Annotated in this window: 20 protein-coding genes and 1 pseudogene; 8 read left to right on the top strand and 13 right to left on the bottom strand. The window is 69.4% G+C overall.

Annotated features, from left to right (window positions below; all coding sequences use genetic code 11):
* Positions 1 to 24: 24 nt before the first annotated feature.
* On the bottom strand, positions 25 to 2229 hold the full coding sequence (locus ACWD4O_RS13990; protein WP_451279985.1) for a transglycosylase domain-containing protein: 2205 nt from the start codon (positions 2227 to 2229) through the stop codon (positions 25 to 27).
* Between the two features lie 285 nt (positions 2230 to 2514).
* Between ACWD4O_RS13990 and ACWD4O_RS13985 the strand changes: the two genes are divergently transcribed.
* Positions 2515 to 2736: an FmdB family zinc ribbon protein gene (locus tag ACWD4O_RS13985; protein WP_451279909.1), complete on the top strand. Its 222-nt coding sequence runs from the start codon at positions 2515 to 2517 to the stop codon at positions 2734 to 2736.
* A gap of 11 nt (positions 2737 to 2747) precedes the next feature.
* Here ACWD4O_RS13985 and ACWD4O_RS13980 read toward each other — a convergent pair whose 3' ends face one another.
* From ACWD4O_RS13980 to ACWD4O_RS13970, 3 genes are read right to left on the bottom strand one after another with little or no spacing between them, the layout of a single operon-like run.
* Positions 2748 to 3557 (bottom strand): HAD family hydrolase, encoded by an 810-nt coding sequence (locus tag ACWD4O_RS13980; protein WP_451279908.1) that lies wholly within the window; start codon positions 3555 to 3557, stop codon positions 2748 to 2750.
* Positions 3557 to 6154, bottom strand: coding sequence for a phosphoribosyltransferase (locus ACWD4O_RS13975; RefSeq protein WP_451279907.1), 2598 nt, complete (start codon positions 6152 to 6154; stop codon positions 3557 to 3559). The genes ACWD4O_RS13980 and ACWD4O_RS13975 overlap by 1 nt, the downstream gene beginning before the upstream one ends.
* 25 nt (positions 6155 to 6179) lie before the next feature.
* Entirely contained in the window at positions 6180 to 7346 is a 1167-nt protein-coding gene (locus tag ACWD4O_RS13970) for an HpcH/HpaI aldolase/citrate lyase family protein (protein WP_450947230.1), read from the bottom strand.
* A 176-nt stretch (positions 7347 to 7522) separates the two neighbouring features.
* On the opposite strand from ACWD4O_RS13970, the gene ACWD4O_RS13965 reads away from it, so the two are divergent.
* Positions 7523 to 8260 (top strand): TerD family protein, encoded by a 738-nt coding sequence (locus tag ACWD4O_RS13965; RefSeq protein ID WP_451279906.1) that lies wholly within the window; start codon positions 7523 to 7525, stop codon positions 8258 to 8260.
* 81 nt (positions 8261 to 8341) lie between these two features.
* Here ACWD4O_RS13965 and ACWD4O_RS13960 read toward each other — a convergent pair whose 3' ends face one another.
* The 6 genes from ACWD4O_RS13960 to ACWD4O_RS13935 form a co-directional block, all read right to left on the bottom strand.
* Positions 8342 to 9079 (bottom strand): TerD family protein, encoded by a 738-nt coding sequence (locus ACWD4O_RS13960; protein ID WP_351909137.1) that lies wholly within the window; start codon positions 9077 to 9079, stop codon positions 8342 to 8344.
* A 118-nt stretch (positions 9080 to 9197) separates the two neighbouring features.
* Positions 9198 to 10346 (bottom strand): DUF475 domain-containing protein, encoded by a 1149-nt coding sequence (locus ACWD4O_RS13955; protein ID WP_451279905.1) that lies wholly within the window; start codon positions 10344 to 10346, stop codon positions 9198 to 9200.
* A 189-nt stretch (positions 10347 to 10535) separates the two neighbouring features.
* Positions 10536 to 11111, bottom strand: coding sequence for a TerD family protein (locus tag ACWD4O_RS13950; protein ID WP_451279904.1), 576 nt, complete (start codon positions 11109 to 11111; stop codon positions 10536 to 10538).
* A gap of 113 nt (positions 11112 to 11224) precedes the next feature.
* Positions 11225 to 11800, bottom strand: coding sequence for a TerD family protein (locus tag ACWD4O_RS13945; RefSeq protein ID WP_451279903.1), 576 nt, complete (start codon positions 11798 to 11800; stop codon positions 11225 to 11227).
* A 113-nt stretch (positions 11801 to 11913) separates the two neighbouring features.
* On the bottom strand, positions 11914 to 12372 hold the full coding sequence (locus ACWD4O_RS13940) for a peroxiredoxin (protein ID WP_451279902.1): 459 nt from the start codon (positions 12370 to 12372) through the stop codon (positions 11914 to 11916).
* Positions 12373 to 12508: 136 nt separating this feature from the next.
* A complete protein-coding gene (locus ACWD4O_RS13935; protein WP_057583034.1) occupies positions 12509 to 12946 on the bottom strand; it encodes a DUF3052 domain-containing protein in 438 nt (145 codons plus the stop codon).
* Between the two features lie 394 nt (positions 12947 to 13340).
* Between ACWD4O_RS13935 and aceE the strand changes: the two genes are divergently transcribed.
* Together aceE and ACWD4O_RS13925 are read left to right on the top strand one after the other, a co-directional pair.
* Positions 13341 to 16088 (top strand): pyruvate dehydrogenase (acetyl-transferring), homodimeric type, encoded by a 2748-nt coding sequence (aceE, locus tag ACWD4O_RS13930; RefSeq protein WP_451279901.1) that lies wholly within the window; start codon positions 13341 to 13343, stop codon positions 16086 to 16088.
* Positions 16089 to 16166: 78 nt separating this feature from the next.
* The gene (locus ACWD4O_RS13925) at positions 16167 to 16997 is read left to right on the top strand and encodes a potassium channel family protein (RefSeq protein WP_451279900.1); all 831 of its coding nucleotides are present in this window, start codon (positions 16167 to 16169) and stop codon (positions 16995 to 16997) included.
* A gap of 144 nt (positions 16998 to 17141) precedes the next feature.
* On the opposite strand, the gene ACWD4O_RS13920 is transcribed toward ACWD4O_RS13925, so the two are convergent.
* Complete coding sequence (locus ACWD4O_RS13920) at positions 17142 to 18761, bottom strand: MFS transporter (protein WP_451279899.1); 1620 nt, start codon at positions 18759 to 18761, stop codon at positions 17142 to 17144.
* Between the two features lie 66 nt (positions 18762 to 18827).
* On the opposite strand from ACWD4O_RS13920, the gene ACWD4O_RS13915 reads away from it, so the two are divergent.
* From ACWD4O_RS13915 to ACWD4O_RS13905, 3 genes are all read left to right on the top strand, one after another.
* Positions 18828 to 19454 (top strand): TetR family transcriptional regulator, encoded by a 627-nt coding sequence (locus ACWD4O_RS13915; protein ID WP_451279898.1) that lies wholly within the window; start codon positions 18828 to 18830, stop codon positions 19452 to 19454.
* 92 nt (positions 19455 to 19546) lie between these two features.
* Positions 19547 to 20764 (top strand): alpha/beta hydrolase, encoded by a 1218-nt coding sequence (locus ACWD4O_RS13910; protein ID WP_451279897.1) that lies wholly within the window; start codon positions 19547 to 19549, stop codon positions 20762 to 20764.
* A gap of 58 nt (positions 20765 to 20822) precedes the next feature.
* Positions 20823 to 21686 (top strand): DUF4429 domain-containing protein, encoded by an 864-nt coding sequence (locus ACWD4O_RS13905; RefSeq protein ID WP_451279896.1) that lies wholly within the window; start codon positions 20823 to 20825, stop codon positions 21684 to 21686.
* Here the strand turns inward: ACWD4O_RS13905 and ACWD4O_RS13900 are convergent, their stop codons facing one another.
* Together ACWD4O_RS13900 and ACWD4O_RS13895 are read right to left on the bottom strand one after the other, a co-directional pair.
* Positions 21687 to 22703, bottom strand: coding sequence for an aldo/keto reductase (locus tag ACWD4O_RS13900; RefSeq protein WP_451279895.1), 1017 nt, complete (start codon positions 22701 to 22703; stop codon positions 21687 to 21689).
* Positions 22700 to 23164, bottom strand: coding sequence for a MerR family transcriptional regulator (locus tag ACWD4O_RS13895; RefSeq protein WP_451279894.1), 465 nt, complete (start codon positions 23162 to 23164; stop codon positions 22700 to 22702). Before ACWD4O_RS13895 ends, ACWD4O_RS13900 begins: the two co-directional genes overlap by 4 nt.
* A gap of 133 nt (positions 23165 to 23297) precedes the next feature.
* Between ACWD4O_RS13895 and ACWD4O_RS13890 the strand changes: the two are divergent.
* Positions 23298 to 23524 (top strand): annotated as a pseudogene (locus ACWD4O_RS13890) (GNAT family N-acetyltransferase); the annotation flags it as partial.
* Between the last annotated feature and the right edge of the window lie 7 nt (positions 23525 to 23531).

Below are 23531 nucleotides of genomic sequence, written 5' to 3'. Positions count from 1 at the left end.
GGACAGGGGTGCCCTGCTCGGTGGTCAGCCGAGCGGGCTCATGGCACCTGACCAGATGCCGTAGGGAACGCTGTCTTCGGTCGTGCCGGCGATGCCCTTCAGTGGGAGCGGTTCGAGGCTCTTGGCGAGGTCGATGCGGTAGACGACGACCGCCGTGGACACGGCCTTGGCCGAGCCGACGTACCAGGCGGCGGTGTCGTTCTGGGTGGTGCCCTTCTTCCCGGTCACCTGGCCGAGCGAGCCGGACCGGACGGCCTGCGACTGCGAGGCGGGCACGTCGTCCGGGTGGGCGGTGCTGAAGGAGTCGGCGAGCGCGGAGTTGACCTCCTCGGCCACGTCGGCGCCGAACGCGCGGGTCGAGGCCGGGGCGTCGAGGGCGACCTTGGTGCCGTTCCGGGTGATCATGCGCACCGAGTACGGCTCGGTGTGCTTGCCGCCCGCGGCGAAGGTGGAGTAGCCGCTGGCCATACGGATCGCACTGGGCGTGGCGCTGCCCGTGGACAGCGCGGGCACCTGCGCCCCGAAGCTGGAGGGCAGCAGCCCGGACTTCTCGGCGGTGGAGCGCACCAGGTCCAGGCCGGTGTCCATGCCGAGCTGGGTGAACGGCGCGTTCACCGACAGCTCCAGCGCCCGGTGCAGGGAGATCTGACCGTAGGACCTCTCTCCGTCGTTCTCGGTGGCGAACCGCTTGCCGTTGCGGTCCCAGTAGAAGCCCTCCGGGGTGGTCAGCAACGACTCGTTGTCGCCGTCGTAGAGCGAGTCGCCGTCGACGTCGGTGGTGTCCCCGTCGCGGCTCTTGTGGATGCCGTGCTCCAGGCCGGCCGCGTAGACGAACGGCTGGAACGCCGAACCGGCCGAGACGGTCGTGGCGTTGGACTCGTTGTAGCCCTGCGTACGGTGGTCGGGGCCGCCGTAGACGGCGAGGATCCGCCCGTCGGCGGCCACCGAGGAGGCGCCGTAGTGCGCGGCCGCGGCGATCTTCGGGTCGTCCTTCTGGGCCTGCTTGCGGGCCTTGGCGACGGCGTCGGTGAGCTGCGTCTCGCGCTTCTTGTCGAAGGTCGTGTAGATCTGGTAGCCGCCGAGGTCGAAGTCCTTGTCGGAGATGTTCCCGGCCTTCTTGGCGTACTGGGTGGCGAGTTCCACCAGGTAGTCGCTCTGCTCACCGGTGTCGTACAGCGGGTTGGACTTGAGCGGCTCGGGGAACGTCTTGTACTTCGCGCGCTCGGCCTTGGTCAGTTTCCCGATCTCGACCATCCGGTCCAGGGTCCACGTCCAGCGTTCGACGGCCCGGGCGCGGTTGGCGGAGCTCAGGGTGGGGTCGTAGAGGCCTGCGCCCTTGAGGAGGGAGGCGAGGAACGCGGCCTCGCTGGCGTTGAGCTTGCCGACGTCCTTGCCGTAGTAGGCCTGGGCGGCGCGCTGGATGCCGTAGGTGCCGCGGCCGAACCAGCTGGTGTTGAGGTAGCCCTCGAGGATGTCGTCCTTGCTCATCTGATTGTCGAGCTTGAGGGCGATCATCGCCTCGGTGAACTTGCGGCTGATCGTCTGGTTCTGGTTCAGGTAGACGTTCTTGACGTACTGCTGGGTGATCGTCGAGCCGCCCTGGGTGTCGCCCTGGCCGATCGTGCGGAACACGGCGCGGCTGATGCCCTTGAAGGAGATGCCGGGGTCGCTGTAGAAGCTCGCGTTCTCGGCGGCGAGCACCGCCCAGCGGACGTCCTCGGGGATGTCCTTCAGCGGCATCGCCTGCCGCTGCACCCAGCCGGTGCGGGCCATCGGCGTCCCGTCGGCCCAGAAGTACACGTTGTCCTGCTGGGTGGCGTACGAGTTGAGGTTGTCGGGGACGTCGGTGGCCGCGTAGGCGACGACCAGCAGCATGCTGCTCAGGCCCAGGGAGGCGAAGAAGCCGCCGAGGCACTGCCGCCAGGAGGGTATCCAGCGCCGCCAGCCGACCCGGCCCGGGCGCGGGTACTGCGGGCGCATCCTGCGGACGTAGGGCTTGACACGAGCCACGTACGGGGCGAGGACGGCCATGAGCGGCGCGAGCCGAGGCCCCAGAGCCGCGGATATTCGGGCAAATACGGGAGGAGCGGGAGCTTTACGACGGTTTTTCGAAGAACGCGCTTTCTTTCCGTCGTCGCCCTCGGATATGTCCGACAATTTAGGAATGTCGGACATTCGCAGCTGCATGGTCTCGTCCGCCTGGAAAGAGGCAGGGACCTTCAACTGCATGGTGGCATCCGGCTCCTGGGGCTCCTCCCCCTGCCCCGCCTGGGTCACGACGCGTCTCCCTCCGCACTTCGTATTGCTCGCGGGCAGACGTACAGACTTACGAGGGCCTGACATGGTTGCCGTTGACGCGGCCGCAAAGTTTGAACCCTCCCGACCTCGGGGTTCAACGCGGCGCTCTCAAATTACCAGCGCCCTTCGCGAATTCTCCACATAAGAAAACGACAGAAGTGAACAGAGGTGAAACTGCTGACACCATGTCCGACCATAGGGGCTTACTCTGACCCCATGCCACGCTACGAGTACCGCTGCCGGACCTGCGGCGACACCTTCGAACTGAGCCGCCCGATGGCCCGGTCCGCGGACCCCGCCGACTGCCCGGCGGGCCATGCAGACACCGTCAAACTTCTGTCAACGGTTGCCGTGGGAGGAACGAAGTCCGCCCCCGCGGCCAATTCGGGCGGCGGGGGCGGCGGAGGCGGTTGCTGCGGCGGAGGCTGCTGCTCCTGAGCTCCTGAGGGCTATTGCCCCCGGACGCCCTTCAGGAACTCCCGCAGGATGCGCTCGCCGGCCAGCACGCCCCGCTCGGGCAGGGCGGTGATCTCCGGGGCCGTCCAGGCCGTGTCGGCGAGCTCCCCGTGCCCCGGACGCCAGCCGCGGTCCGCGGCCAGCAGCAGATCGGCGTCGAGCAGCGAGTCGCCCGCCGCCAGCGTCAGTTCGGCGCCGGTGCGGCGGGCCACCTCGCGCACGGCCGAGCTCTTGGTCAGCGGCTTCGGCACGAAGTAGATCTTGCGGCCCTGGAGGGACACCGTCCAGCCGCGGTTCTCCGCCCAGGCCGCGAGCTCCTTCACCCACTCCTCGGGCAACAGTTCGCGCTCGACGACGAGATACACGAACAGGTCCTCGGCGATCCGCTGCTTGCGCAGCCACAGCGGATCCGCCGTCCTCGTCAGGTGCTCCTGCACCTCGCCGAGCGGCGCGCACTCGTCGGCCAGCCGCGCGAGGACGCTCCCGTGCCAGTCCTCGTCGGTGACCCCGTCGACCAGCAGATGGCCGCCGTTGGCACAGATCGCGTACTTCGGCGCCGGGCCGGGGAGGTTGATGCGCTGGTACTGCTTGCGCGTCCGGGTCGTCGTCGGCACGAAGACCGCCGCGTCGCCCAGGTCGGTCAGCAGCTGCGCCGAGGTCTCCGTCATGAACGACAGGGGCTTCGCCTCGTGCACCTCCACGCACAGCAGTCGCGGCGCGCGGGCGTCGGGCATGGTCAGCGCCAGCGCGGCCGCCGAGTAGATGAGCGTACGGTCGAGATCGCTCGCCACCAGAACCGGCATCAGACCGCCACCGCCTTGCCGTCGGCGCCGGTCGCGCCCCGGGTGTACTGCGGGTGGATCAGCCCCACGCAGGTGTACGGCAGATCGTCGACCTCCTCGACGGGCACCCCGCGCTGTCCGGCGAGCAGCCGCACATGGTCCAGGTCGGCGCCCGCGCCGGCCCGCGCCAGGATCTTCCACGGCACCCGGCGCAGCAGCACCCGGGTGGTCTCGCCGACGCCCGGCTTGACCAGGTTCACATCGTGGATGCCGTACTCCTCGCTGATCCGCTCGACCGCGCGCCAGCCCTCCCAGCTCGGGGTGCGGTCACTGGCGAGCAGCTCCTTCACCGCGCCGTCGACGGCGTCCGAGACCTCCGGGAAGCGGGCGGCCACGGCGTCCAGGAAGGCCACCGAGACGTCCGCGCCGGCGAGTTCGCGGTAGAACTTCGCGCCGTGGAAGTCGTTCGGCCCGACCAGGTCGGCGCGCAGCACGGTCCGCGAGATCAGCCCGGAGACGGTCGAGTTGAGGCAGGCGGACGGGATGAGGAAGTCCTCCCGGGTGCCGTACGTCCGCACGCACGAGCCCGGGTCGGCCAGCACCGCGATCTCCGCGTCGAAGCCGGCCGCGCCGCCGCCCGCCTCGAACTCCTCGATCGCCGCGGCCAGCTCGCGGGTGATGGCGCCCTTGCCGGTCCAGCCGTCGACGAAGACGACGTCCCGCGGGTCGTGATGGGCCGCCAGCCAGCGCAGCGCGTTGGCGTCGATGCCCCGGCCGCGCACGATCGACACGGCGTAGTGCGCCAGGTCGAGCCCGTGCCGGAACTGCGCCCAGCGCCGCATCAGCACGCCCACCGGGGTGCCGGCGCGGGCCAGCGAGACGAGGACGGGCCGCGGCGACCGCTCGGCGAGCACGGCCTCCGTGACGACGCCGGTCGCCTGCGCGATCCGGGCCGCGGAGGTCTCCAGGGCCGCGTGGAACAGTTCCTGGTACTGCTCGCTGGGCTGGTACTCCACGGGCAGCGACTCGGCGTAGTGCGCGCCGCCGCTCTGGATGGCCTCCTCCCGCTCCTCGGTCGGCGCCTCCAGCGTCACGTCCGAGAGGTCCTGGAGCAGCCAGCCGACCTCTTCGGGCGGATACGAGGAGAAGGCGGGGCCGCGAAGGGGCTCGGGCAGCATGGCGGGCCTTTCGGGTACGTACAGCGGCTCGGGGACGTAACTGGGCACGACCGCGAGGATCACGTGCGGGGTGTGCGCGGCGAGCTGGGCCAGGAGGCCGTCGGGGGCGTGCAGCGCGGCGGTGTCGGCCACCGAGTCGACCACGGCGACGACGGCGTCGAAGCCACCGCCTGCGACGTTATAGGCATAGCGCTCGCCGGGGCCGTCGGCCGGGTCGTCGTGGGCGGGGAAAACGATTCGGCTGCGTATCGCGTAGCCGGGGTCGTCGACCGCGAGGACGGGTGAGCGGGTGGTGGTCGAGTAGCGGATCTCGACGTCCGTGACCTGTTCCAGCTCGCGGGCGAGTCTGAGGGGGGCGTACATCAGCTCCTCGAAACCGAGGATGTGCACGCGGCGCGAGCCCTCCGGGAGGGCTTCGGCGAGGCGGGCGGCCATGGCGGGGAGGGCCGCGTCCAGCCGTATTCGGTGGTGGGGTGTGAAGCCGTGCCGACCGCCGTCCGGCAACCCGCGGGGCCAGTCCAGGTCGACGCGGGTGAGGTTGCGGTCGTCGTCCGGCTGCGGGCCGGTGGGGGCCGGTCGCGCAGTTCCCCGCGCCCCTGGGGGGTTGACCCCTGAGTCGGCTTCGGAGTCAGCGCCCTGAAGGGGCGCGGGGAACTGCGCGACCAGCCCCGACGCACCCGCAGACGACTCGTACCGCGCGACCAGCTCCTGGCCCTTCTCCAGCACGCCCGCCGGCAGGCGCACCCTGCCGGAGGCGGTGGTGACCAGGTCCACGCGGGCAGCGATCTCGCGGGCGAACACGTCCAGGCGCCCCGCGTCCGCGGCCGAGCGCATGTCGACCAGCGCCACCACGACATACCGCCGGCGCGGATACCGCTCGTGCAGGGCCCGGATCGTGTTCAGCACCGTGTTCCCGGTCGAGAACTCGTCGTCGACCAGGACCAGCGGGCCGTCGCCGATCAGCAGGGCCGGGTCCTCCGGGAGGAGGAGGTGGGAGGTGGCGTGGGAGTGGGACTCCTCGAAGCCGCCCGCCGGGGCGATGCCGGGGACCGGGCGGCGCGTGGAGTGCAGATAGGGCGCGGTGCCGAGGCCGTCGGCGACGCAGTGGCCGAGGCCGGTCGCGGTCTCCGCATAGCCCAGGACGACCGCCCGGGCCGCCTCTTCGGCCCCGAGCAGCTCGCGCACCCGGCGGCCGAGGGCGAACCCGTGGCCGTGCACCACCGACGGGGACTGCGGGACGTGCTTGCCCAGCACGTTGGAGACCAGCAGATGCGCCCGCTTGGGGTTGCGGCGCAGGGCCAGCCCCAGCAGGTCCCGAAGCCGGTCGGCGCCGGCGCCGCCGTCGTCGCCGTCGTCACCCAGGAGTTCGACACCGAGCCGCTCGGCGACCCAGGTCCCCGACCAGATGCCGTCGGCCCCGTTGTTCACTGCGTTGTTCATGCGTCCCTAGGTGGTGAGGTGGTGATCAGCCGGGTATGGCGGCGGCGAGCAGGTCGACGAAGCTGACGTCCTCGTGCGCGACGCCGAAGACCTCCGCGCGGAGCATGGTGCGCTCGGCCCAGGCGCGGTGCGGCTTCACCTCGTTCATCTTGTTCGTGTACTGCGACCGCAGCACACCCCCGCCGCCGCGTTCCGGCCGCAGGATGTCCGCCGCGTCGCTGTACTCCTCGTGACTGACGACGGACAGCGCGTGCACGGCCGGCACGTGCGAGGGGTGGATGCAGGTCTTGCCGAGCAGGCCGTTGGCGTGGTCGAGGGAGATCTCGCGCAGCAGCCCGTCCATCGCGTGCTCTATCAGTCTCTCGCGCAGCTCCACGGCCTGTCCCTCCAGGAAGGGGCTGTGCCGCAGCATCGGCTTGAACATGCGCTCGGGGACCCGGAAGTACTCCCATACCGGCCCGGTCACCGTGAACCCGGTGCCGTCGGCCCGCCCCAGCATGTTCACCACGTCGGCGATCACGGAGGCGACGATCTGGACGTCGTAGGCGGTCATGTCGGGCGCTCTGCGCAGCCCGTACGAGGAGCAGAAGTCGGTCACGCCGAGGCGCAGCGCGAGGACCCGGCTGCGGTACTTGTCGACCGCGCGGGCTATGCCCTCCAGGGCGTCCACGCGGGACTCGCGGTACATCAGCTCGGGCGTCTCCAGCACGGGCATGCCGAACAGCCGGCGTCCGCTCGCCACCTCGGCGCCCGCCAGGGCCTCCAGGAAGGGGATGCCGCGTGCCTCGGTGAACTTCGGGAACACGAACCCGCTCAGCAGCTGTGCGGTGTCGCCGAGCCGCTGCACCAGGTCGGGGATCTGCTCGGGCGTCCGCACCCGGATGAAGAGCAGCGGCCTCTCGACGTCGGTGCGGGCCGCCAGGTCGGCGAACTGCCGGACGAGGTTCTCCTCGCCGGCCGCCACGTCCTCGTCGCCGATGGAATCCTCCAGGCACAGCACCATCGACACCACGCCGCGCCCGGTCTGCTTGACGACGTCGTCCGCCAGCCGGGGCCGTGTGGCCGGGCTGTACAGAGTGGCGCCCAGGGCCGCGGAGAGCAGCCTGGCCGGAGAGTCCGTGTCGAAGACGCACGGCTCCCGGTAGAAGAGGCGCTGGCGCACCTCAGGGGCGAGGTGCCCGAAATGACGCATAAATCTCCCCCGTGATGCAAGGTAAGTCGGTGGATTCGGCAAGAGGTGGCCGGTAATAGTACGTAGGGATCCATGTCAGAGGTTCCCACCAGGCATGAATTTCAGGTAACTCACCCGTGAGAGTTGCCCTGCACCCCGCGTTGTCGTGAGCAGGACCGAGAAGGCAGGATGACCGCATGACGCACGCGATGCTGAAGGGGTCCAACGTCCCGCTGAAAGCCACCACGGTGCGCGCCGTGCTGCGCTGGACCCCTGGGCAGGGGGTCCCGGACGTCGACGCCTCGGCGCTGCTCCTCGGCCTCGACGGTCGTGTGCGCTCCGACGAGGACTTCGTCTTCTACAACCAGCCCCGGCACCCTTCCGGGAAGGTGTGGCGGCTCGGCAAGAAGCGGGTCGCCGAGGGCCTCACCGACACCATCCAGACAGATCTCACCGGTGTCGAGCCCGGCGTCGGACAGATTCTGCTCGTCGCTTCGGCGGACGGCGTCACGTTCGACCGCGTACGTTCCCTCACCATCCTGCTGTACGACGCGACGACCGAGGGCGAGCCGCTGGCCACCTTCGACATCCGCCCCGAGACGGGCGAGGAGACGGCCCTGATCTGCGGCGAGCTGTACCGGCGCGGCGAGGGCTGGAAGTTCCGTGCGCTGGGCGAGGGCTACTCCAACGGCCTCAAGGGGCTGGCCACCGACTTCGGCATCTCGGTGGACGAGTCGGAGGAGGCGGCCGCCCCGGAGACGCCCAAGACCCCGAGCCTCTCCCAGCCGCTGCCCCCCGAGCAGCCGACCTCGGCCGTCCCCCAGCAACAGCCGGCGGCCTACGGCTACCCGGCCAACCTCCCCACCTACGGCTACGGCTACCCGGACGGCTCCTTCCGCCTGCCGCCGCAGGGGCCGCAGTTCATCGGCCGGTAGGCGAGGCCCCGGTGGGCGAGGCCCCGGTGGGCGAGGCCCCGGTGGGCGAGGCCCCGGTGGGCGAGGTCCCGGTGGGCGAGGTCATTTCCCCGCCTTGGCCTTGTAGCCCCGGCCCCAGGTGAGCCCCCATCCGTACAGCCGGTCCAGCTCCGCCTGGAACCCGTAGACGAACCGCACCTCGCGCCGCACCATCAGCTCGCCCTTGACGTTCTCGATCATCACCACCGCACAGGACCGGGCCTGCGGATGCCGCTCGTCGAGGCCTATCTCGATCCGTGGTCCGTTGCTCGGGTACAGCGTGACGATCGCGTGGGTCCGGTCGAACGCCGGCGTCGCGTCGTAGATGTAGACGAAGACGAGCAGCCGCTTGATCTCTTCCCGATGGTCGAGGTTGACGTACATCGTCTCGCCGGAGGCCGACCCGAACCGGTCGTCCCCGCTCAGCTTCACGTACGGCGGCCCGTTCACGTCCCCGAGGAGCCCGCCCAGCGGCTGCACGACGCCCTTGGTGCCGTCGGCCAGCTCGTACAGGCACCCGAGGTCGAGGTCGACGTTCACCATGCTCTGGCTGTGTCCGATGACCTCCGGAGGCCGCAGCGCCTTGAAGGGGTGCCGCAGCAGGCTCTCCCGCTGCGGACCGCCGATGTCGGACGTCCGCATCCGCCAGGTCAGGTTGACCCGCAGGTTGCCGGTCGCGGCGCCCTGTTTGGTCAGGGAGACCTGATGGTGCCGTTTGGTCAACTCGATCGCGTTGGTCGCCGCGTTGCCCGAGTCGAAGTCGGCCGCCCGGCTGCCCAGGAGCCCGTCGAAGAAGCCCATTTCCCGCCCCCCACATCCACATCCACGAACGTCCGCCGACAAGACCGGCGGGGCGGCCGTGGAGGACAGTTTCCTCACCGGCCGCCCCGCACAAGAGCGTTCCTCACTCAGAAGGTGATCACACCCCGGACGAGACCTCAGTCTTGTCGTCCGAGCCCTCCGCTTTTCCCTCTGCCGCCGCCAGCGCCTTGTTGCGGCGCACGGAGGACCAGAAGGACCAGCCGATCAGGGCGACGCCGACGAGACCGGTGATGACCTCGTGGATCTGGTACTGGATGGTGATCATGAGGAGCACGGCCAGGGCGCCGATCGCGTAGTGGGCGCCGTGCTCCAGGTAGACGTAGTCGTCGAGGGTGCCCTGGCGGACCAGGTACACGGTCAGCGAACGGACGTACATCGCGCCGATGCCGAGGCCCAGGGCCATGAGCACGATGTCGTTGGTGATGGCGAACGCGCCGATCACACCGTCGAAGGAGAAGGAAGCGTCGAGGACCTCGAGGTAGAGGAACATGAAGAACGCGGCCTTGCCGGCGAGGGCGACGGCCGAGGGCTGCTTGCCGGTGCGCGCGGCCTCTTCCTCCTCCTCGTGCTCGCGTTCCTCGTCTTCCTCGAGTTTGTCCTCGAAGTAGCCGGAGAGACCGCCGACGATCATGTACGTGATCAGACCGGCGATGCCGGCGATCAGCACCGTCTCCGCCTTGTCGGCGTGACCGCCGCCGTGCTGGTGGGCGTTGGCGGCGAAGGTGAACGAGGTGATCAGCAGGACGACCAGAGCGATGCAGACCGACAGCATGTCGACCTTGCCGAGCTTGGCCAGCGGCCGCTCGATCCAGCGCAGCCACTGGATGTCGCGTTCCTCGAAGATGAAGTCCAGGAAGATCATCAACAGGAACATGCCACCGAAGGCGGCGATCGCCGGGTGGGCGTCGGTGACGAGTTCCTGGTACTGGTCCTTGTTGTTGAGCGCGAGGTCGACGGCCTCGATCGGCCCCATCTTGGCGGTGACGGCCACGATGACGACGGGGAAGACCAGCCGCATGCCGAAGACGGCGATGAGGACACCGACGGTGAGGAAGATCTTCTGCCAGAAGGCATTCATCTTCTTCAGGATTCCGGCGTTGACCACCGCGTTGTCGAACGACAGCGAGATCTCGAGGATGGAGAGGATCGCCACGATGCCGAAGCCTTCCCACCCCCCGTAGAAGACCGCTGCGACCAGGCCGAGCGCGGTGACCGCGAACGACCAGCCGAAGGTTTTCAGAAGCACTGGCTACCCAATCGTGTATGTACGGGTCTCCCCCGCGCCGTACTCGGCTTTACTCATCCTTGACCACGAAGTCTAGATGCGAACTCAACGGGCGAAACACCTGGGTTGGTTCTGGTCAAAGAGCCGCAGGTCACCGGCTTCGAACCAGATCCGGAGGCCGCCTCCTCGAACCCCTGAACGGGCCGCCGCTCAGGACACGTTCACCCCGAAATCGAGTGCGATGCCCCGCAGTCCGGACGCGTACCCCTGTCCGACCGCCCGGAACTTCCACTCGGTCTGGTAGCGGTAGAGCTCGCCGAAGATCATCGCGGTCTCCGTGCTCGCGTCCTCGCTGAGGTCGTAGCGGGCGAGCTCCTGGCCGTCGGCCTGGTTCACGACGCGGATGAACGCGTTGGAGACCTGCCCGAAGGTCTGGCCGCGCTCGTCGGCCATGTGGATGGAGACCGGGAAGACGATCTTGTCGCACTGCGGCGGCACCTTGGAGAGGTCCACCAACAGCGACTCGTCGTCCCCCTCGCCCTCACCGGTGAGGTTGTCGCCGGTGTGCTCCACCGAGCCGTCCGGACTCTTGAGCTGGTTGTAGAAGACGAACCACGCGTCCCCCATCACGCGGCCGCTGGTGCACAGCAGTGCGCTGGCGTCCAGGTCGAAGGGGGCTCCGGTGGTGGAGCGCGCGTCCCAGCCGAGTCCGACCATCACCTGAGTGAGGTTCGGCGCGGCCTTGGACAGGGAGACATTTCCTCCCTTGGCGAGCGTGACGCCCATGATTGCTGGTCCTCCCCTAGGTACTGCTTCTTCGGTTGTCCTGCACGTCCGGCGCCGACCGTAAACGGTGCGACGCCGGACGAACTTCAGGTGCTTCGGATTCTTCGGGCGACTCAGACGTTGACGCCGAAGTCCTGCGCGATGCCGCGCAGGCCCGACGCGTAGCCCTGGCCGATGGCGCGGAACTTCCACTCCGCGCCGTGCCGGTAGAGCTCGCCGAAGACCATCGCGGTCTCCGTCGACGCGTCCTCGCTGAGGTCGTAGCGCGCGATCTCGGCGCCGCCGGCCTGGTTCACGACGCGGATGAACGCGTTGCGGACCTGCCCGAAGGACTGCTGCCGGTTCTCGGCGTCGTAGATCGACACCGGGAAGACGATCTTGTCGACGTCGGCCGGGACCGTGGCGAGGCTGACCTTGATCGCCTCGTCGTCGCCCTCGCCCTCACCGGTGGTGTTGTCACCGGTGTGCTCCACCGAGCCGTCGGGGCTCTTGAGGTTGTTGAAGAAGACGAAGTTGGCGTCACTGGCGACCTTGCCGGCGCTGTTCACCAGCAGTGCGCTGGCGTCCAGGTCGAAGTCCGTGCCGGTCGTGGTGCGGACGTCCCACCCCAGACCGACGATGACCGCGGTCAGGCCGGGGGCCTCCTTCGTCAGCGATACGTTGCCGCCCTTGCTGAGGCTGACTCCCACGAGTCCTCCATTGGTGTCCTGGGGCGGGGAGCCCCGTCGTGCGTTGGATATCGGATCAACGAGTCGATCCTAGTGACGGGTTCCCGCTGTATGCAGGCCTTGGAGCCGAAGAATCACAGGGTGTCGATCGCCTTCACGTACTCGGCGAGGTCGCGGGCGTCCGGCAGCGCGTTGACGACCGTCCAGCGCACGACGCCCTCCTTGTCGATGACGAAGGTGCCGCGCACCGCGCAGCCCTTGTCCTCGGCGAAGACGCCGTAGGCGCGGCTGACCTCGCCGTGCGGCCAGAAGTCGCTGAGCAGCGGGTACTCCAGGCCCTCCTGCTCGGCGAAGACGCGCAGGGTGTGGATGGAGTCGTTGGAGACCGCGAGCACCTGGGTGTCGCGGTCGGCGAACTGCGGCAGGTTGTCGCGGACCTCGCACAGCTCGCCGGTGCACACGCCGGTGAAGGCGAACGGGTAGAAGAGCAGGACGACGTTCTTGCTGCCCCGGAAGTCGGAGAGCCGCACGGCGGCGCCGTGGTTGTCCTTGAGCTCGAAGTCGGGGGCCTTGTCGCCGACCTGGATCGCCATCGCCTGATTGTCCCTTCTGGGGGCTGTCTGGGTGAGAACACCCTACGCAGCGATCGCCGAAGGGGCGCTGAAGGGCCGGGCACAAGAACCCGGCCCTTCGGCGTCACATCACTTCTCGGACGTCACCTCTGGGACGTCACTTCTTGGACTTCGCGGCCTTGGGCGTCACCAGCCGACTGCCGCTCCAGTCCTTGCCGACGCTGACGCTCTTGCTGGCCGACAGACCCGCAGTCGTCGCGGCTTCGGAGATGTCGCTCGGCTCCACGTATCCCGTACGGCCGGTCTTCGGCGTCAGGAGGAGGATCGACCCACCTTCTTCGATGTACGTGGTGGCGTCCACCAGCGCATCCGTCAGGTCTCCGTCATCGTCGCGGAACCAAAGGACCACGGCGTCGGCGACGTCGTCGTAGTCCTCGTCCACCAGATCGCTGCCGATGACTTCCTCAATGGACTCGCGGAGCTCCTGGTCGACGTCGTCGTCGTAGCCGATCTCCTGGACCACCTGCTCGGGCTGGAAACCCAGCCTGACGGCAGGGCTGGTCCGCTCCTCCGCGTGGTCCGCGGTCGCGCTCACGGGTTGCCTCCTGATCATGTTTTGGGGAATAGCTCAGCCACGCGCGTGCGCGAAGCATTGGCCGTAGTCCACACGGGCGGGACGGATCGCGCAAGTACCCGGCGGTTCGGACCGCCGAAACGGTGACGATCCTGGCCGTGTCGACGCAACTCCAGTCGCGCGATTCGGGCAGATCGTGACGTACACCACACCTATCTGCCCTGTTTGCGTATTTGAGAACCATCCAAGGGTACGAGATTCGAACGGGTGCCGGTTACCTAGGGGTAGAGATGACGTTTGCGGCCTCGCGGTACACGATGGGGGCGGTGCAGGTACTGAAGAAGCAACGAAATACCAGTGAGATACCCAGCGAGAAAAACAGCCCCACACAGCCCTCTGACAGGTAAGGAACAGCGTGGCTTCCGGATCCGATCGCAACCCGATCATCATTGGCGGCCTTCCGAGTCAGGTTCCTGACTTCGATCCCGAGGAAACCCAGGAGTGGCTCGACTCCCTCGACGCCGCGATCGACGAGCGCGGCCGGGAGCGGGCCCGCTATCTGATGCTGCGGCTGATCGAGCGCGCCCGCGAGAAGCGCGTGGCCGTGCCCGAGATGCGCAGCACGGACTACGTCAACACCATCCCCACCAGGGCCGAGCCGTTCTTCCCGGGCAACGAGGAGATCGAGCGCCGGATCCTCAACGCGACCCGCTGGAACGCCGCCGTGATGGTGTCCCGGGCCCAGCGCCCGGGCATCGGCGTGGGCGGGCACATCGCCACCTTCGCGTCGTCCGCGTCGCTCTACGACGTCGGCTTCAACCACTTCTTCCGCGGCAAGGACGAGGGCGACGGCGGCGACCAGGTCTTCTTCCAGGGTCACGCCTCCCCGGGCATCTACGCGCGCGCGTTCCTGCTGGACCGGCTCAGCGAGCAGAACCTGGACGCGTTCCGCCAGGAGAAGTCGAAGGCGCCCTACGGGCTGTCCTCGTACCCGCACCCGCGCCTGATGCCGGACTTCTGGGAGTTCCCGACCGTGTCGATGGGCCTCGGCCCGATCGGCGCGATCTACCAGGCGCGGATGAACCGCTACATGCACGCGCGCGAGATCGCCGACACCTCGAAGTCGCATGTGTGGGCGTTCCTCGGGGACGGCGAGATGGACGAGCCGGAGTCGCTCGGCCAGCTGACCATCGCCGCCCGTGAGGGCCTGGACAACCTGACCTTCGTCGTCAACTGCAACCTGCAGCGGCTCGACGGGCCGGTGCGCGGCAACGGCAAGGTCATCCAGGAGCTGGAGTCGGTCTTCCGGGGCGCCGGCTGGAACGTGATCAAGCTGATCTGGGACCGGTCGTGGGACCCGCTGCTCGCGCAGGACCGCGACGGCATCCTCGTCAACCGGATGAACACGACCCCGGACGGACAGTTCCAGACCTACGCCACCGAGTCCGGCGCGTACATCCGCGATCACTTCTTCGGCGACGACCAGCGGCTGCGCGCCATGATCGAGGGCATGACCGACGATCAGATCCTGCACCTGGGTCGCGGCGGTCACGACCACAAGAAGATCTACGCGGCGTTCAAGGCGGCCGTGGAGCACACCGGCCAGCCGACGGTGATCCTCGCCAAGACCGTCAAGGGCTGGACGCTGGGCCCGAACTTCGAGGGCCGCAACGCCACGCACCAGATGAAGAAGCTGACGGTCGCCGACCTCAAGGGCTTCCGCGACCGGCTGCACCTGCCGATCTCCGACAAGGAGCTGGAGTCCGGCGCGCCGCCGTACTACCACCCCGGCCGGAACTCGGAAGAGCTCCAGTACATGCACGACCGCCGCAAGGGCCTCGGCGGTTATGTCCCGACGCGGGTCGTGCGCTCCCAGCCGCTCGCACTGCCGGACGACAAGACGTACGCGTCCGTGAAGAAGGGCTCGGGCCAGCAGTCCATCGCGACGACCATGGCCTTTGTGCGGCTCCTCAAGGACCTCATGCGGGACAAGGATATCGGCAAGCGATTCGTGCTGATCGCGCCGGACGAGTACCGCACGTTCGGCATGGACTCGTTCTTCCCGAGTGCGAAGATCTACAACCCGCTCGGTCAGCAGTACGAGGCGGTCGACCGTGATCTGCTGCTGGCCTACAAGGAGTCGCCGACCGGCCAGATGCTGCACGACGGCATCTCGGAGGCGGGCTGCACGGCGTCCCTGATCGCGGCGGGCTCCGCGTACGCCACGCACGGCCAGCCGCTGATCCCGGTCTATGTCTTCTACTCGATGTTCGGTTTCCAGCGCACCGGCGACCAGTTCTGGCAGATGTCCGACCAGCTGGCGCGCGGTTTCGTGCTGGGCGCGACCGCCGGCCGTACGACGCTGACCGGTGAGGGTCTCCAGCACGCGGACGGCCACTCGCAGCTGCTCGCCTCGACGAACCCGGGCTGTGTCGCCTACGACCCGGCGTTCGGCTTCGAGATCGCGTACATCGTGCAGGACGGGCTCCGCAGGATGTACGGCAGTTCCGCCGAGCACCCGCACGGCGAGGACGTCTTCTACTACCTCACCGTCTACAACGAGCCCATCCAGCACCCGGCCGAGCCTGCGAACGTCGACGTGGAGGGCATCCTCAAGGGCGTCCACCGCTTCAGCGAGGGCACCGCGGGGTCGATCCCGGCGCAGATCATCGCGTCCGGCGTGGCCGTGCCCTGGGCGCTGGAGGCGCAGAAGATCCTCGCCGAGGAGTGGGACGTCAAGGCCGACGTCTGGTCGGCGACCTCCTGGAACGAGCTGCGGCGCGAGGCCGTCGAGGTCGAGCGGCACAACCTGCTGCACCCGGAGGAGGAGCAGCGCGTGCCGTGGGTGACGCGCAAGCTGGCCGGGGCCGAGGGGCCGTTCGTGGCCGTCTCGGACTGGATGCGGTCGGTGCCGGACCAGATCGCGCGCTGGGTGCCGGGCACGTTCCAGTCGCTGGGCGCGGACGGTTTCGGCTTCGCGGACACCCGTGGGGCGGCGCGCCGCTTCTTCCACATCGACGCCCAGTCGGTGGTCGTGGGCGTGCTGACCGAGCTGGCGAAGGAGGGCAAGGTCGACCGTTCGCTGCTGAAGCAGGCCATCGACCGGTACCAGCTCCTCGACGCGTCGGCGGCGGCCCCGGGGGCTGCGGGCGGAGACGCCTGACGCTGCGGGCGCGGCCATGAGGTGAGGGCGGTGGGGCTTCTGGCTCCGCCGCCCTTACTCGTTCTTTACGATGCGGACATGCAGGAAAGAACGGCACAGGCCCGGTGGGAACGGCGGACGCAGCGGCCGCTGCTGGCGCTCGCCATAGTGTTCGCCGTGGCGTACGCCATACCGATCGTGGACACCTCGGCCGACCGCGCGCTGACCGCCGCGTGCACCAGGGTCGAGTGGCTGGTGTGGGGGGCGTTCGCCGCGGACTACCTGGTCCGGCTGGCGCTCACGGCCGACCGTCGGAAGTTCGTCCGTACGCACTGGCTGGACCTGTGCGCGGTGATCCTGCCGATGGTGCAGCCGCTCAAGCTGCTGCGGCTGGTCTCGACGCTGCTGCTGGTCGGGCGGCGGGCGCGGATGGCCTCGCAGATCCGGATGACGACGTATGTCGTGGGCGCGGTGATCGGCCTGCTGATGTTCGGCTCGCTCGCCGTGCTGTCGGTGGAGCGGGAGTCACCGGACGGGAACATCCGCACGCTGGGTGACGCCCTGTGGTGGTCGTTCACGACGATGACGACCGTGGGGTACGGGGACCACTCGCCGACCACCGGCCTCGGGCGCATCATCGCCGTCGGACTGATGCTCTCCGGGATCGCGCTGCTGGGTGTCGTGACCGCGAACATCGCGGCGTGGTTCATCGAGCGGTTCGAGAAGGACGACGTCGAGGAGCGCGCCCAGACGGCGGCGATCCTGGCGCTGACGGAGGAGGTGCGGGCCCTGCGGGCGGAGGTTTCGGCGCTCCAGGAGCGGTCCGTGCCCCACGACTGCCGGGCGGTCGGCGCGCTGTCCCCCTCCGGCAGCGCGCCGCAGCCCTGGCCGCCCTCCGCGACGGAGATGCCGTACGGAGGGCCTGACTAACTGTGACCTGTGGCGCGTGCCGGAAGCGAGGAACCTTTAGCGTTGTCACCCTGATAGGGGAAATTCGTTGAAGTCCCGTCAAGTTTCCCCGCCGCCCTCCCCCGGTGTCGCCTCCCCCGTGTCCTCTTCTTCTTTGGGCGGGCCTCAGACGTGGCCGAGGCCCGCGCCCGCCTCGGCGTTCTCCCCGCGCTTGGTGAGCAGCGCGATGAAGACGGCCACCACCGCCACCCCGGCCGCGACCAGGGACGCGGCGCTCATGCCGGAGATGAACGTGTCATGGGCGACGTCCGTGATCTTCGCGGCCGCCTCCGCGGGAGTGCCCGGCGCGACCGGCGCCGCGCCGACCTGGACCGCCTCGGAGGCCTGCGCCAGTTGGGCGGGGGTGAGCTCGGGCAGGCCCGCGCCCTTCCAGTTGGCGGCCAGGTCGCTGTCGACCTTGGCGGCCATCACACCGCCCAGCACGGCCGTGCCGAGGCTGCCGCCGATCTGCATGGCCGCCTGCTGAAGGCCGCCCGCCACGCCCGACAGCTCCATGGGGGCGTTGCCGACGATGACCTCCGTGGCGCCGACCATGACCGGTGCGAGGCCCAGGCCCAGCAGGGCGAACCAGATGGACATGACAGCGCTGCCGGTGTCCGTCTCCAGCGTGGACATGCCGTACATGGCGACGGCGGTGGCGGCCATGCCGCCGGCCAGCGGGATGCGCGGGCCGAGCTTGGTGATCAGCGCGCCCGCGAGCGGGGAGCCGACGATCATCATGCCGGTCAGCGGCAGCAGGTGCAGGCCCGCGTCGATCGGGCTCATGCCGTGCACGTTCTGGAGGTAGAACGTCACGAAGAACAGGCCGCCCAGGAAGGCGATCGCCATCAGGACCATGAGCACCACACCCGCCGACAGCGGGATCGAGCGGAACAGCGCCAGTGGGATCAGCGGCTCCTTGACCTTCGTCTCCCAGAAGCCGAAGGCCGCGAAGAGCACGGCGCAGCCGAGCATGAAGGCCCAGGTCCGCCCGTCGCCCCAGCCCCAGGCCGGGGCCTTGATCAGGGCCCAGACCAGGCAGAACATCGCGCCCGAGAGAAGGGCGATGCCGAGGACGTCGAAGGAGCGCGGGGCGTTCTCTGCCCGGTGGTCGAGCAGGATGAGCACGCCCAGGACCAGGGCGATCGCGCCGACCGGCACGTTGATGAAGAACACCGACTGCCAGTTGACGTGCTCGACGAGGACACCGCCGAGGATCGGGCCGGCGGCGGTCGAGGCGCCGATGACCATGCCCCACAGGCCGATGGCCATGTTGAGCTTCTCGGCCGGGAAGGTCGCGCGCAGCAGACCGAGCGCGGCGGGCATCAGCAGGGCGCCGAACAGTCCCTGCAGGACGCGGAAGACGACGACCAGTGCGATGCTGTCGGAGAGCCCGATCGCGCCGGAGGCGGCGGCGAAGCCGACGACGCCTATCAGGAACGTCTGGCGGTGGCCGAAGCGGTCACCGAGCTTGCCCGCGGTGATCAGGGAGACCGCGAGGGCGAGGAAGTAGCCGTTGGTGATCCACTGGACCTCGGCGAAGGTGGCGCCCAGGTCCTGCTGGATGGCCGGGTTGGCGATGGCCACGATGGTGCCGTCCAGGGCCACCATCATGACGCCGACGGCGACGGTGATGAGGGTGAACCACGGGTGGCCGCGCAGCCCCTTGGCGGGCGGCCCGTCCGACGGGTCCGGCGGCGCCTTGTCCCCCGGACCGGTCGTGTCGATGGCGGTCTGACTAGTCATGCGTTCGAGGCTAGTGACAGCCGCTGACATTTGACAAACAAGTTCACAAGTCAGTAACTGACACCTATGCAAACACTGCGCGAACGCAAGAAGCGGCGCACCCGGGACGCGCTGCTGCGGGCCGCCGTGGAGCTGTTCACGTCACAGGGGTACGAGCGGACGACCGTCGACGAGATCGCCCAGGCCGTCGACGTCTCGCAGCGCACCTTCTTCCGCTACTTCGCGGGCAAGGAGGAGGCCGCGCTCGCGCTGGTGGAGATGTCGGTGGCGCGGTTCGTCGAGGCGGTGCGCGCCCGCCCGCCGCACGAGGCGCCGCTGGAGGCGCTGCGCCAGGCCGTCCTGGACGGCTGGGACTCGATCAACGAGATCGTCGAGTCGATCGTGCCCGTGGAGCTGTATCTGCGCATGTACCGGGTGATCGAGTCGACGCCGGTGCTGCTCGCCGCGCATCTGCGGCGCTCGGCGGAGATCGAGGAGGGGCTCGCCCGGGTGATCGCCGACCGCGAGGGGCTCGACATGGACGTCGATCCGCGGCCGCAGCTGGTGGTGGCCGTGTTCAGCGGGGTGATGCGGGTGGTGGAGCGCCGCTGGTCCACGGGCGAGGGCTTCGGCGTGGCGGAGATGCGTGCGCTGACGGCCCGGCATCTCGACGGGATCGGGCCCGCCCTGCTGGGAAACTGGCGTGAGGCCTAAAGGGCGTTATGACCAATCCCACGCTTCACGAAACGTGATACCCGTCACTTGGCTCACCCGAGACCCTCTCGTTCTCCTAGTGTGTCCTTTCAGTGACTTCCTTCGACACGACCCCCCAACTCAGCGTCTGGCGCGCACTGGCCGCCCTGGCGGTGGTGTTCGTGATGCTGGCGACCACGGGCTGGACCGCCATGCACCACGAGCGGGGAACCAGCGCCCTGCAGGCCTCGCGCACCGCGTGGGAGCACGGCCGGATCGGCGGCCGCCTGCTGCCGGACACCGACTCCGCCCCCTCCCGGCTCACCCGCTTCTTCGCCTCGCTGACCGCCCCGCAGCGCACCGTGCTCGCACACGACTACGCGCTCGCGGTGGGCAACATGAACGGCGCCCCCGCCGAGCTGCGCTACCGCGCCAACCGCGTGGCGCTGCTCCAGCAGGTGGGGATCGAGCGCACCCGTATGCACGACAGCCGGCTCACGCCCTCCGGGCAGCAGTTGGCCGGCCGCCGCATGCACCGCTACGAGGATCTGAGCACCGCCGACCGGCAGATCCTCGCCTTCGACCCGGAGGGCTCCGGCCGGGTCGCCGAGGTGTTCGGCAACCTCGACGAGGCCGAGCGGATCTCCGTCGTCGTCCCCGGCGTCGACACCGATCTGCTCACCTTCCAGCGCACCAACCGGAAGTACACGGCGCCCGTCGGCATGGCCCAGGCCCTCTACTCGGCCGAGCGCGCGGCGAGCCCGTCGACGCGCACGGCCGTGATCGCCTGGGCCGACTACACCTCCCCCGACGGGCTGGGCATCGACTCGGCCACCGCGATGCGCGCCGAGAGCGGCGCCGTCCGGCTGAACGCCCTGCTGAGCGCGCTGCCCGGCCGGACGCCCGTGTCGATGTTCTGCCACAGCTACGGCTCGGTGGTCTGCGGAGTCGCCGCGGACGACATGCCGGACCGGGTGACCGACATAGCGGTGGCGGGCAGCCCCGGGATGCGGGTGGAGAACGCGGAGCAGCTGGGCACCGGGGCCCGGGTGTGGGCGATGCGCGACGCCGACGACTGGATCCAGGACGTGCCGCACCTGGAGGTCGGCGGCCTCGGGCACGGCCAGGACCCGATGGCCGACGCGTTCGGGGCGCGCGTGCTGTCCGCCCGGGAGGCGAAGGGCCACGGCGGCTACTTCGAACCCGGTACGGACAGCCTGCGCAACCTCGCGGACATCGGCACTGGCTCGTACCGCTCGGTGGAGTGCGCCCACGACGATGACGCGTGCACGGTGGATTTGTCCGACACGACAGAGGCCGGACGCGCGTAGAGACGCATGAATTGCGGCACGCGCGGGGAGGGGACGAAGAATGGGTGTCCCGCATACGATGAGCCGCATGGGTGACGTACTGGCCGGATTTCATGCCGCCTGGGAGTTCGAGTCCGACTCCGTCCTCATCCGATACGAACGGGGGCTGCGCACGCCCAAGCTGCTGTCGGCGCTGGGCGAGCGCCGGATCCCGCTGTCGGCGATCGCCCGGGTGACGCTGGCCCCCGGCCGGCGCGGGACGGTCGTCCTGCACGCGGAGCCACGACCGGGAGCCGATCCGCTGATGGAGGCGGCCGCGGGACAGCTCAAGGAAGCCTGCGACCCGTACCGGCTGGTGCTGCCCGCCGAGCAGGAAACGCTCGCCGAGTACTACGCCGACGAGCTGCGGGACAAGCTGACCGAGTCCGAGCCCGGCCCGGCGGAGCGGTTCCTGGTGGACGCGCCCGAGGTGCCGCTGTCGTTCAAGGCGTACGACGGCAAGGCGTCCTTCGACGGGCGGACGGTGCGCTTCCGGTGGTTCTGGACGGGCGCGTCGTCGGCGAAGTGGAAAGCCGGCGACCAGAGCTTCGCCGTGTCCGAGCTGAGCGGCATCGAGTGGCGGTCGCCCGAGGTCTTCGAGGGACACCTGCGGCTGCTGCCCAGGGACGGCGACGGCCGGCCCGCGCAGGCCGATCAGGACCCCGCGACGGTGGTGTTCGGGCTGGGGTACGGCCCCGTGCACGAGTCCCTGCCGTTCGCCGCGGCGGTGCTGGCGCGGGTGCGGGCACAACGGCCGATGGCCGCCGTCCCCGCGACCCCGCCGCGCCGGGATCCCGCCGACATCGCCGAACGCATCCGCCACCTCGGGGAACTGCACCGGGCCGGGCTGGTCACCGACGAGGAGTTCTCCGTGAAGAAGGCGGAACTGCTGTCGCAGCTGTGATCACTCGCGTCCGGCGGAGGTGAACGCCATGTCCGCGTACCGGTCGCCGGACACCTTCGCCGCGATCGGCTCCAGCAGCCCCAGCTCCTCGTCGCTCAGGACGATCGAGACGGCCGCCGTGTTCTCGGCCACCCGCCCGGGCCTGCGCGTCCCCGGTATCGGGATCACCGGCAGGCCGTGCACTTGGGACTGCTGCTGGACCCAGGCCAGGGCGATCTGCGCCGGCGTCACGGCGTGCGCCTCGGCCAGCGCCCGGATCGGCTCCAGGAGCGCCGCGTTGGCGGCCGCGTTCTCGCCGGTGAAGCGGGGCTGGTGACGGCGGAAGTCGTCGGCGGTGAGGTCCGTGTCGGCGTCGACGAAGGAGCCGGTGAGGAAGCCCCGGCCGAGCGGGGAGTACGGGACCAGCGTCACGCCCAGCTCACGGGCCGCCGGCACCACCTGCGCCTCGATGTCCCGACTGAACAGCGACCACTCCGACTGCACGGCGGCGATCGGGTGGACGCCCTGCGCCGCGTGCAGCTCGGCCGCCGTCACCTCGCTCAGCCCCAGCTGCTTGACCTTGCCCTCGCGCACCAGCTCGGCCATCACGCCGACGGTGTCCTCGATCGGCACGTTCACATCGCGCCGGTGCATGTAGTAGAGGTCGATGACGTCGACGTCCAGGCGCTTCAGGCTGGCCTCGACGGCCTGGCGGATGTAGGGCGCGTCGTTGCGGATGACCCGGCGGGTCGGCTCGCCCGGCGGGATCGCCAGGGCGAACTTGGTCGCGATCACGACCTCGTCGCGGTGCGCCTTGAAGAACGGGGCGAGGAACCTCTCGTTCTCCCCCTCGCCGTAGGCGTCCGCCGTGTCGTAGAACGTGACGCCGAGTTCCAGGGCGCGCTCCAGGGTGGCCCGGGACTCGTCGGCGTCCGCGGGGCCGTAGGCGAAGCTCATGCCCATGCAGCCGAGGCCCTGGACGCCGACCTCGGGGCCGTCCGAGCCGAGTCGGGCCGTCGGGATCCTGCTGTCGGTCATCCGACTTTCTCCTTGTCATAGAGGTGCGCGGCGTCCGCGTAGAAACTGATCTTCCGGTCGAGCACGGCGAGCGTGTCCTGCAGTTCGGCGACCCGGGCCAGGACGTCCCGGCGGGTCGACTCGAGGAGTTCGAAGCGCTCGGGGAACGTGTGGTCGCCCTCGCGCACCAGTTCCGCGTACCGCACCATGTCGGCGACCGGCATGCCGGTGAGCCGGAGTTTGCCGACGAGGTCCAGCCAGTCGAGGTCGCGGTTGCTGTACCGGCGCTGACCGGTGTGGGAGCGGTCGACGTGCGGCATCAGGCCGATCCGCTCGTACCAGCGCAGGGTGTGGGCCGTCAGGCCCGTGAAAGCGACGACCTCGCTGATCGTGTAGCTGTCCTGGCCTTCCGGCCGCCGATGCGAGTGCGGCGGGGCGGCGCAGCTGTCGGTCCTGGTACCCGTGGTCTCCATCACCGTCATGGCACCAACGCTATGGCCTTGGAGTGCGCTCCAAGCAAGCGGAATCGGTAAGAAAACCGAGGGACGCGGCTTGATCGCGCCCGTTGGCGTGCAGGGCATGAGTCGGCACTTCCCAGCGCCGGTCCAGGCAGTCATCGGGCGGGCCGGCAATCCGCACGGGAACATCGGCTACGTCTTCAGCGTCGCCACCGATCCGGACGCGCGCCGATGGGGGTCCCCCCGGCTCGAGCGAAGCCGAGAGTTGGGGGAGGGTACGCGCGCGTGCATGGCCGCGCTGCCGACGCCGCGCAGCTCTACGCGTCCCTCGGCTTCAGGCCCAAGCCGGACCCCTTGATGGAGCTGCCGCTGTGCGGCGCATAGGCTCGAC

The organism is Streptomyces sp. NPDC002623, assembly GCF_053592635.1.
Note: the sequence above shows the minus strand (reverse complement) of the source record. Positions and strands in the feature narration are given on the sequence as shown.

Excerpts from the sequence above, each read along its gene's own strand:
- ACWD4O_RS13990 (WP_451279985.1), bottom strand. The coding sequence starts at position 2,229 with ATGCAGTTGAAGGTCCCTGCCTCTTTCCAGGCGGACGAGACCATGCAG.
- ACWD4O_RS13985 (WP_451279909.1), top strand. The coding sequence starts at position 2,515 with ATGCCACGCTACGAGTACCGCTGCCGGACCTGCGGCGACACCTTCGAA.
- ACWD4O_RS13980 (WP_451279908.1), bottom strand. The coding sequence starts at position 3,557 with ATGCCGGTTCTGGTGGCGAGCGATCTCGACCGTACGCTCATCTACTCG.
- ACWD4O_RS13975 (WP_451279907.1), bottom strand. The coding sequence starts at position 6,154 with ATGAACAACGCAGTGAACAACGGGGCCGACGGCATCTGGTCGGGGACC.
- ACWD4O_RS13970 (WP_450947230.1), bottom strand. The coding sequence starts at position 7,346 with ATGCGTCATTTCGGGCACCTCGCCCCTGAGGTGCGCCAGCGCCTCTTC.
- ACWD4O_RS13965 (WP_451279906.1), top strand. The coding sequence starts at position 7,523 with ATGACGCACGCGATGCTGAAGGGGTCCAACGTCCCGCTGAAAGCCACC.
- ACWD4O_RS13960 (WP_351909137.1), bottom strand. The coding sequence starts at position 9,079 with ATGGGCTTCTTCGACGGGCTCCTGGGCAGCCGGGCGGCCGACTTCGAC.
- ACWD4O_RS13950 (WP_451279904.1), bottom strand. The coding sequence starts at position 11,111 with ATGGGCGTCACGCTCGCCAAGGGAGGAAATGTCTCCCTGTCCAAGGCC.
- ACWD4O_RS13940 (WP_451279902.1), bottom strand. The coding sequence starts at position 12,372 with ATGGCGATCCAGGTCGGCGACAAGGCCCCCGACTTCGAGCTCAAGGAC.
- ACWD4O_RS13925 (WP_451279900.1), top strand. The coding sequence starts at position 16,167 with ATGCAGGAAAGAACGGCACAGGCCCGGTGGGAACGGCGGACGCAGCGG.
- ACWD4O_RS13920 (WP_451279899.1), bottom strand. The coding sequence starts at position 18,761 with ATGACTAGTCAGACCGCCATCGACACGACCGGTCCGGGGGACAAGGCG.
- ACWD4O_RS13915 (WP_451279898.1), top strand. The coding sequence starts at position 18,828 with ATGCAAACACTGCGCGAACGCAAGAAGCGGCGCACCCGGGACGCGCTG.
- ACWD4O_RS13905 (WP_451279896.1), top strand. The coding sequence starts at position 20,823 with ATGAGCCGCATGGGTGACGTACTGGCCGGATTTCATGCCGCCTGGGAG.
- ACWD4O_RS13900 (WP_451279895.1), bottom strand. The coding sequence starts at position 22,703 with ATGACCGACAGCAGGATCCCGACGGCCCGACTCGGCTCGGACGGCCCC.
- ACWD4O_RS13895 (WP_451279894.1), bottom strand. The coding sequence starts at position 23,164 with ATGACGGTGATGGAGACCACGGGTACCAGGACCGACAGCTGCGCCGCC.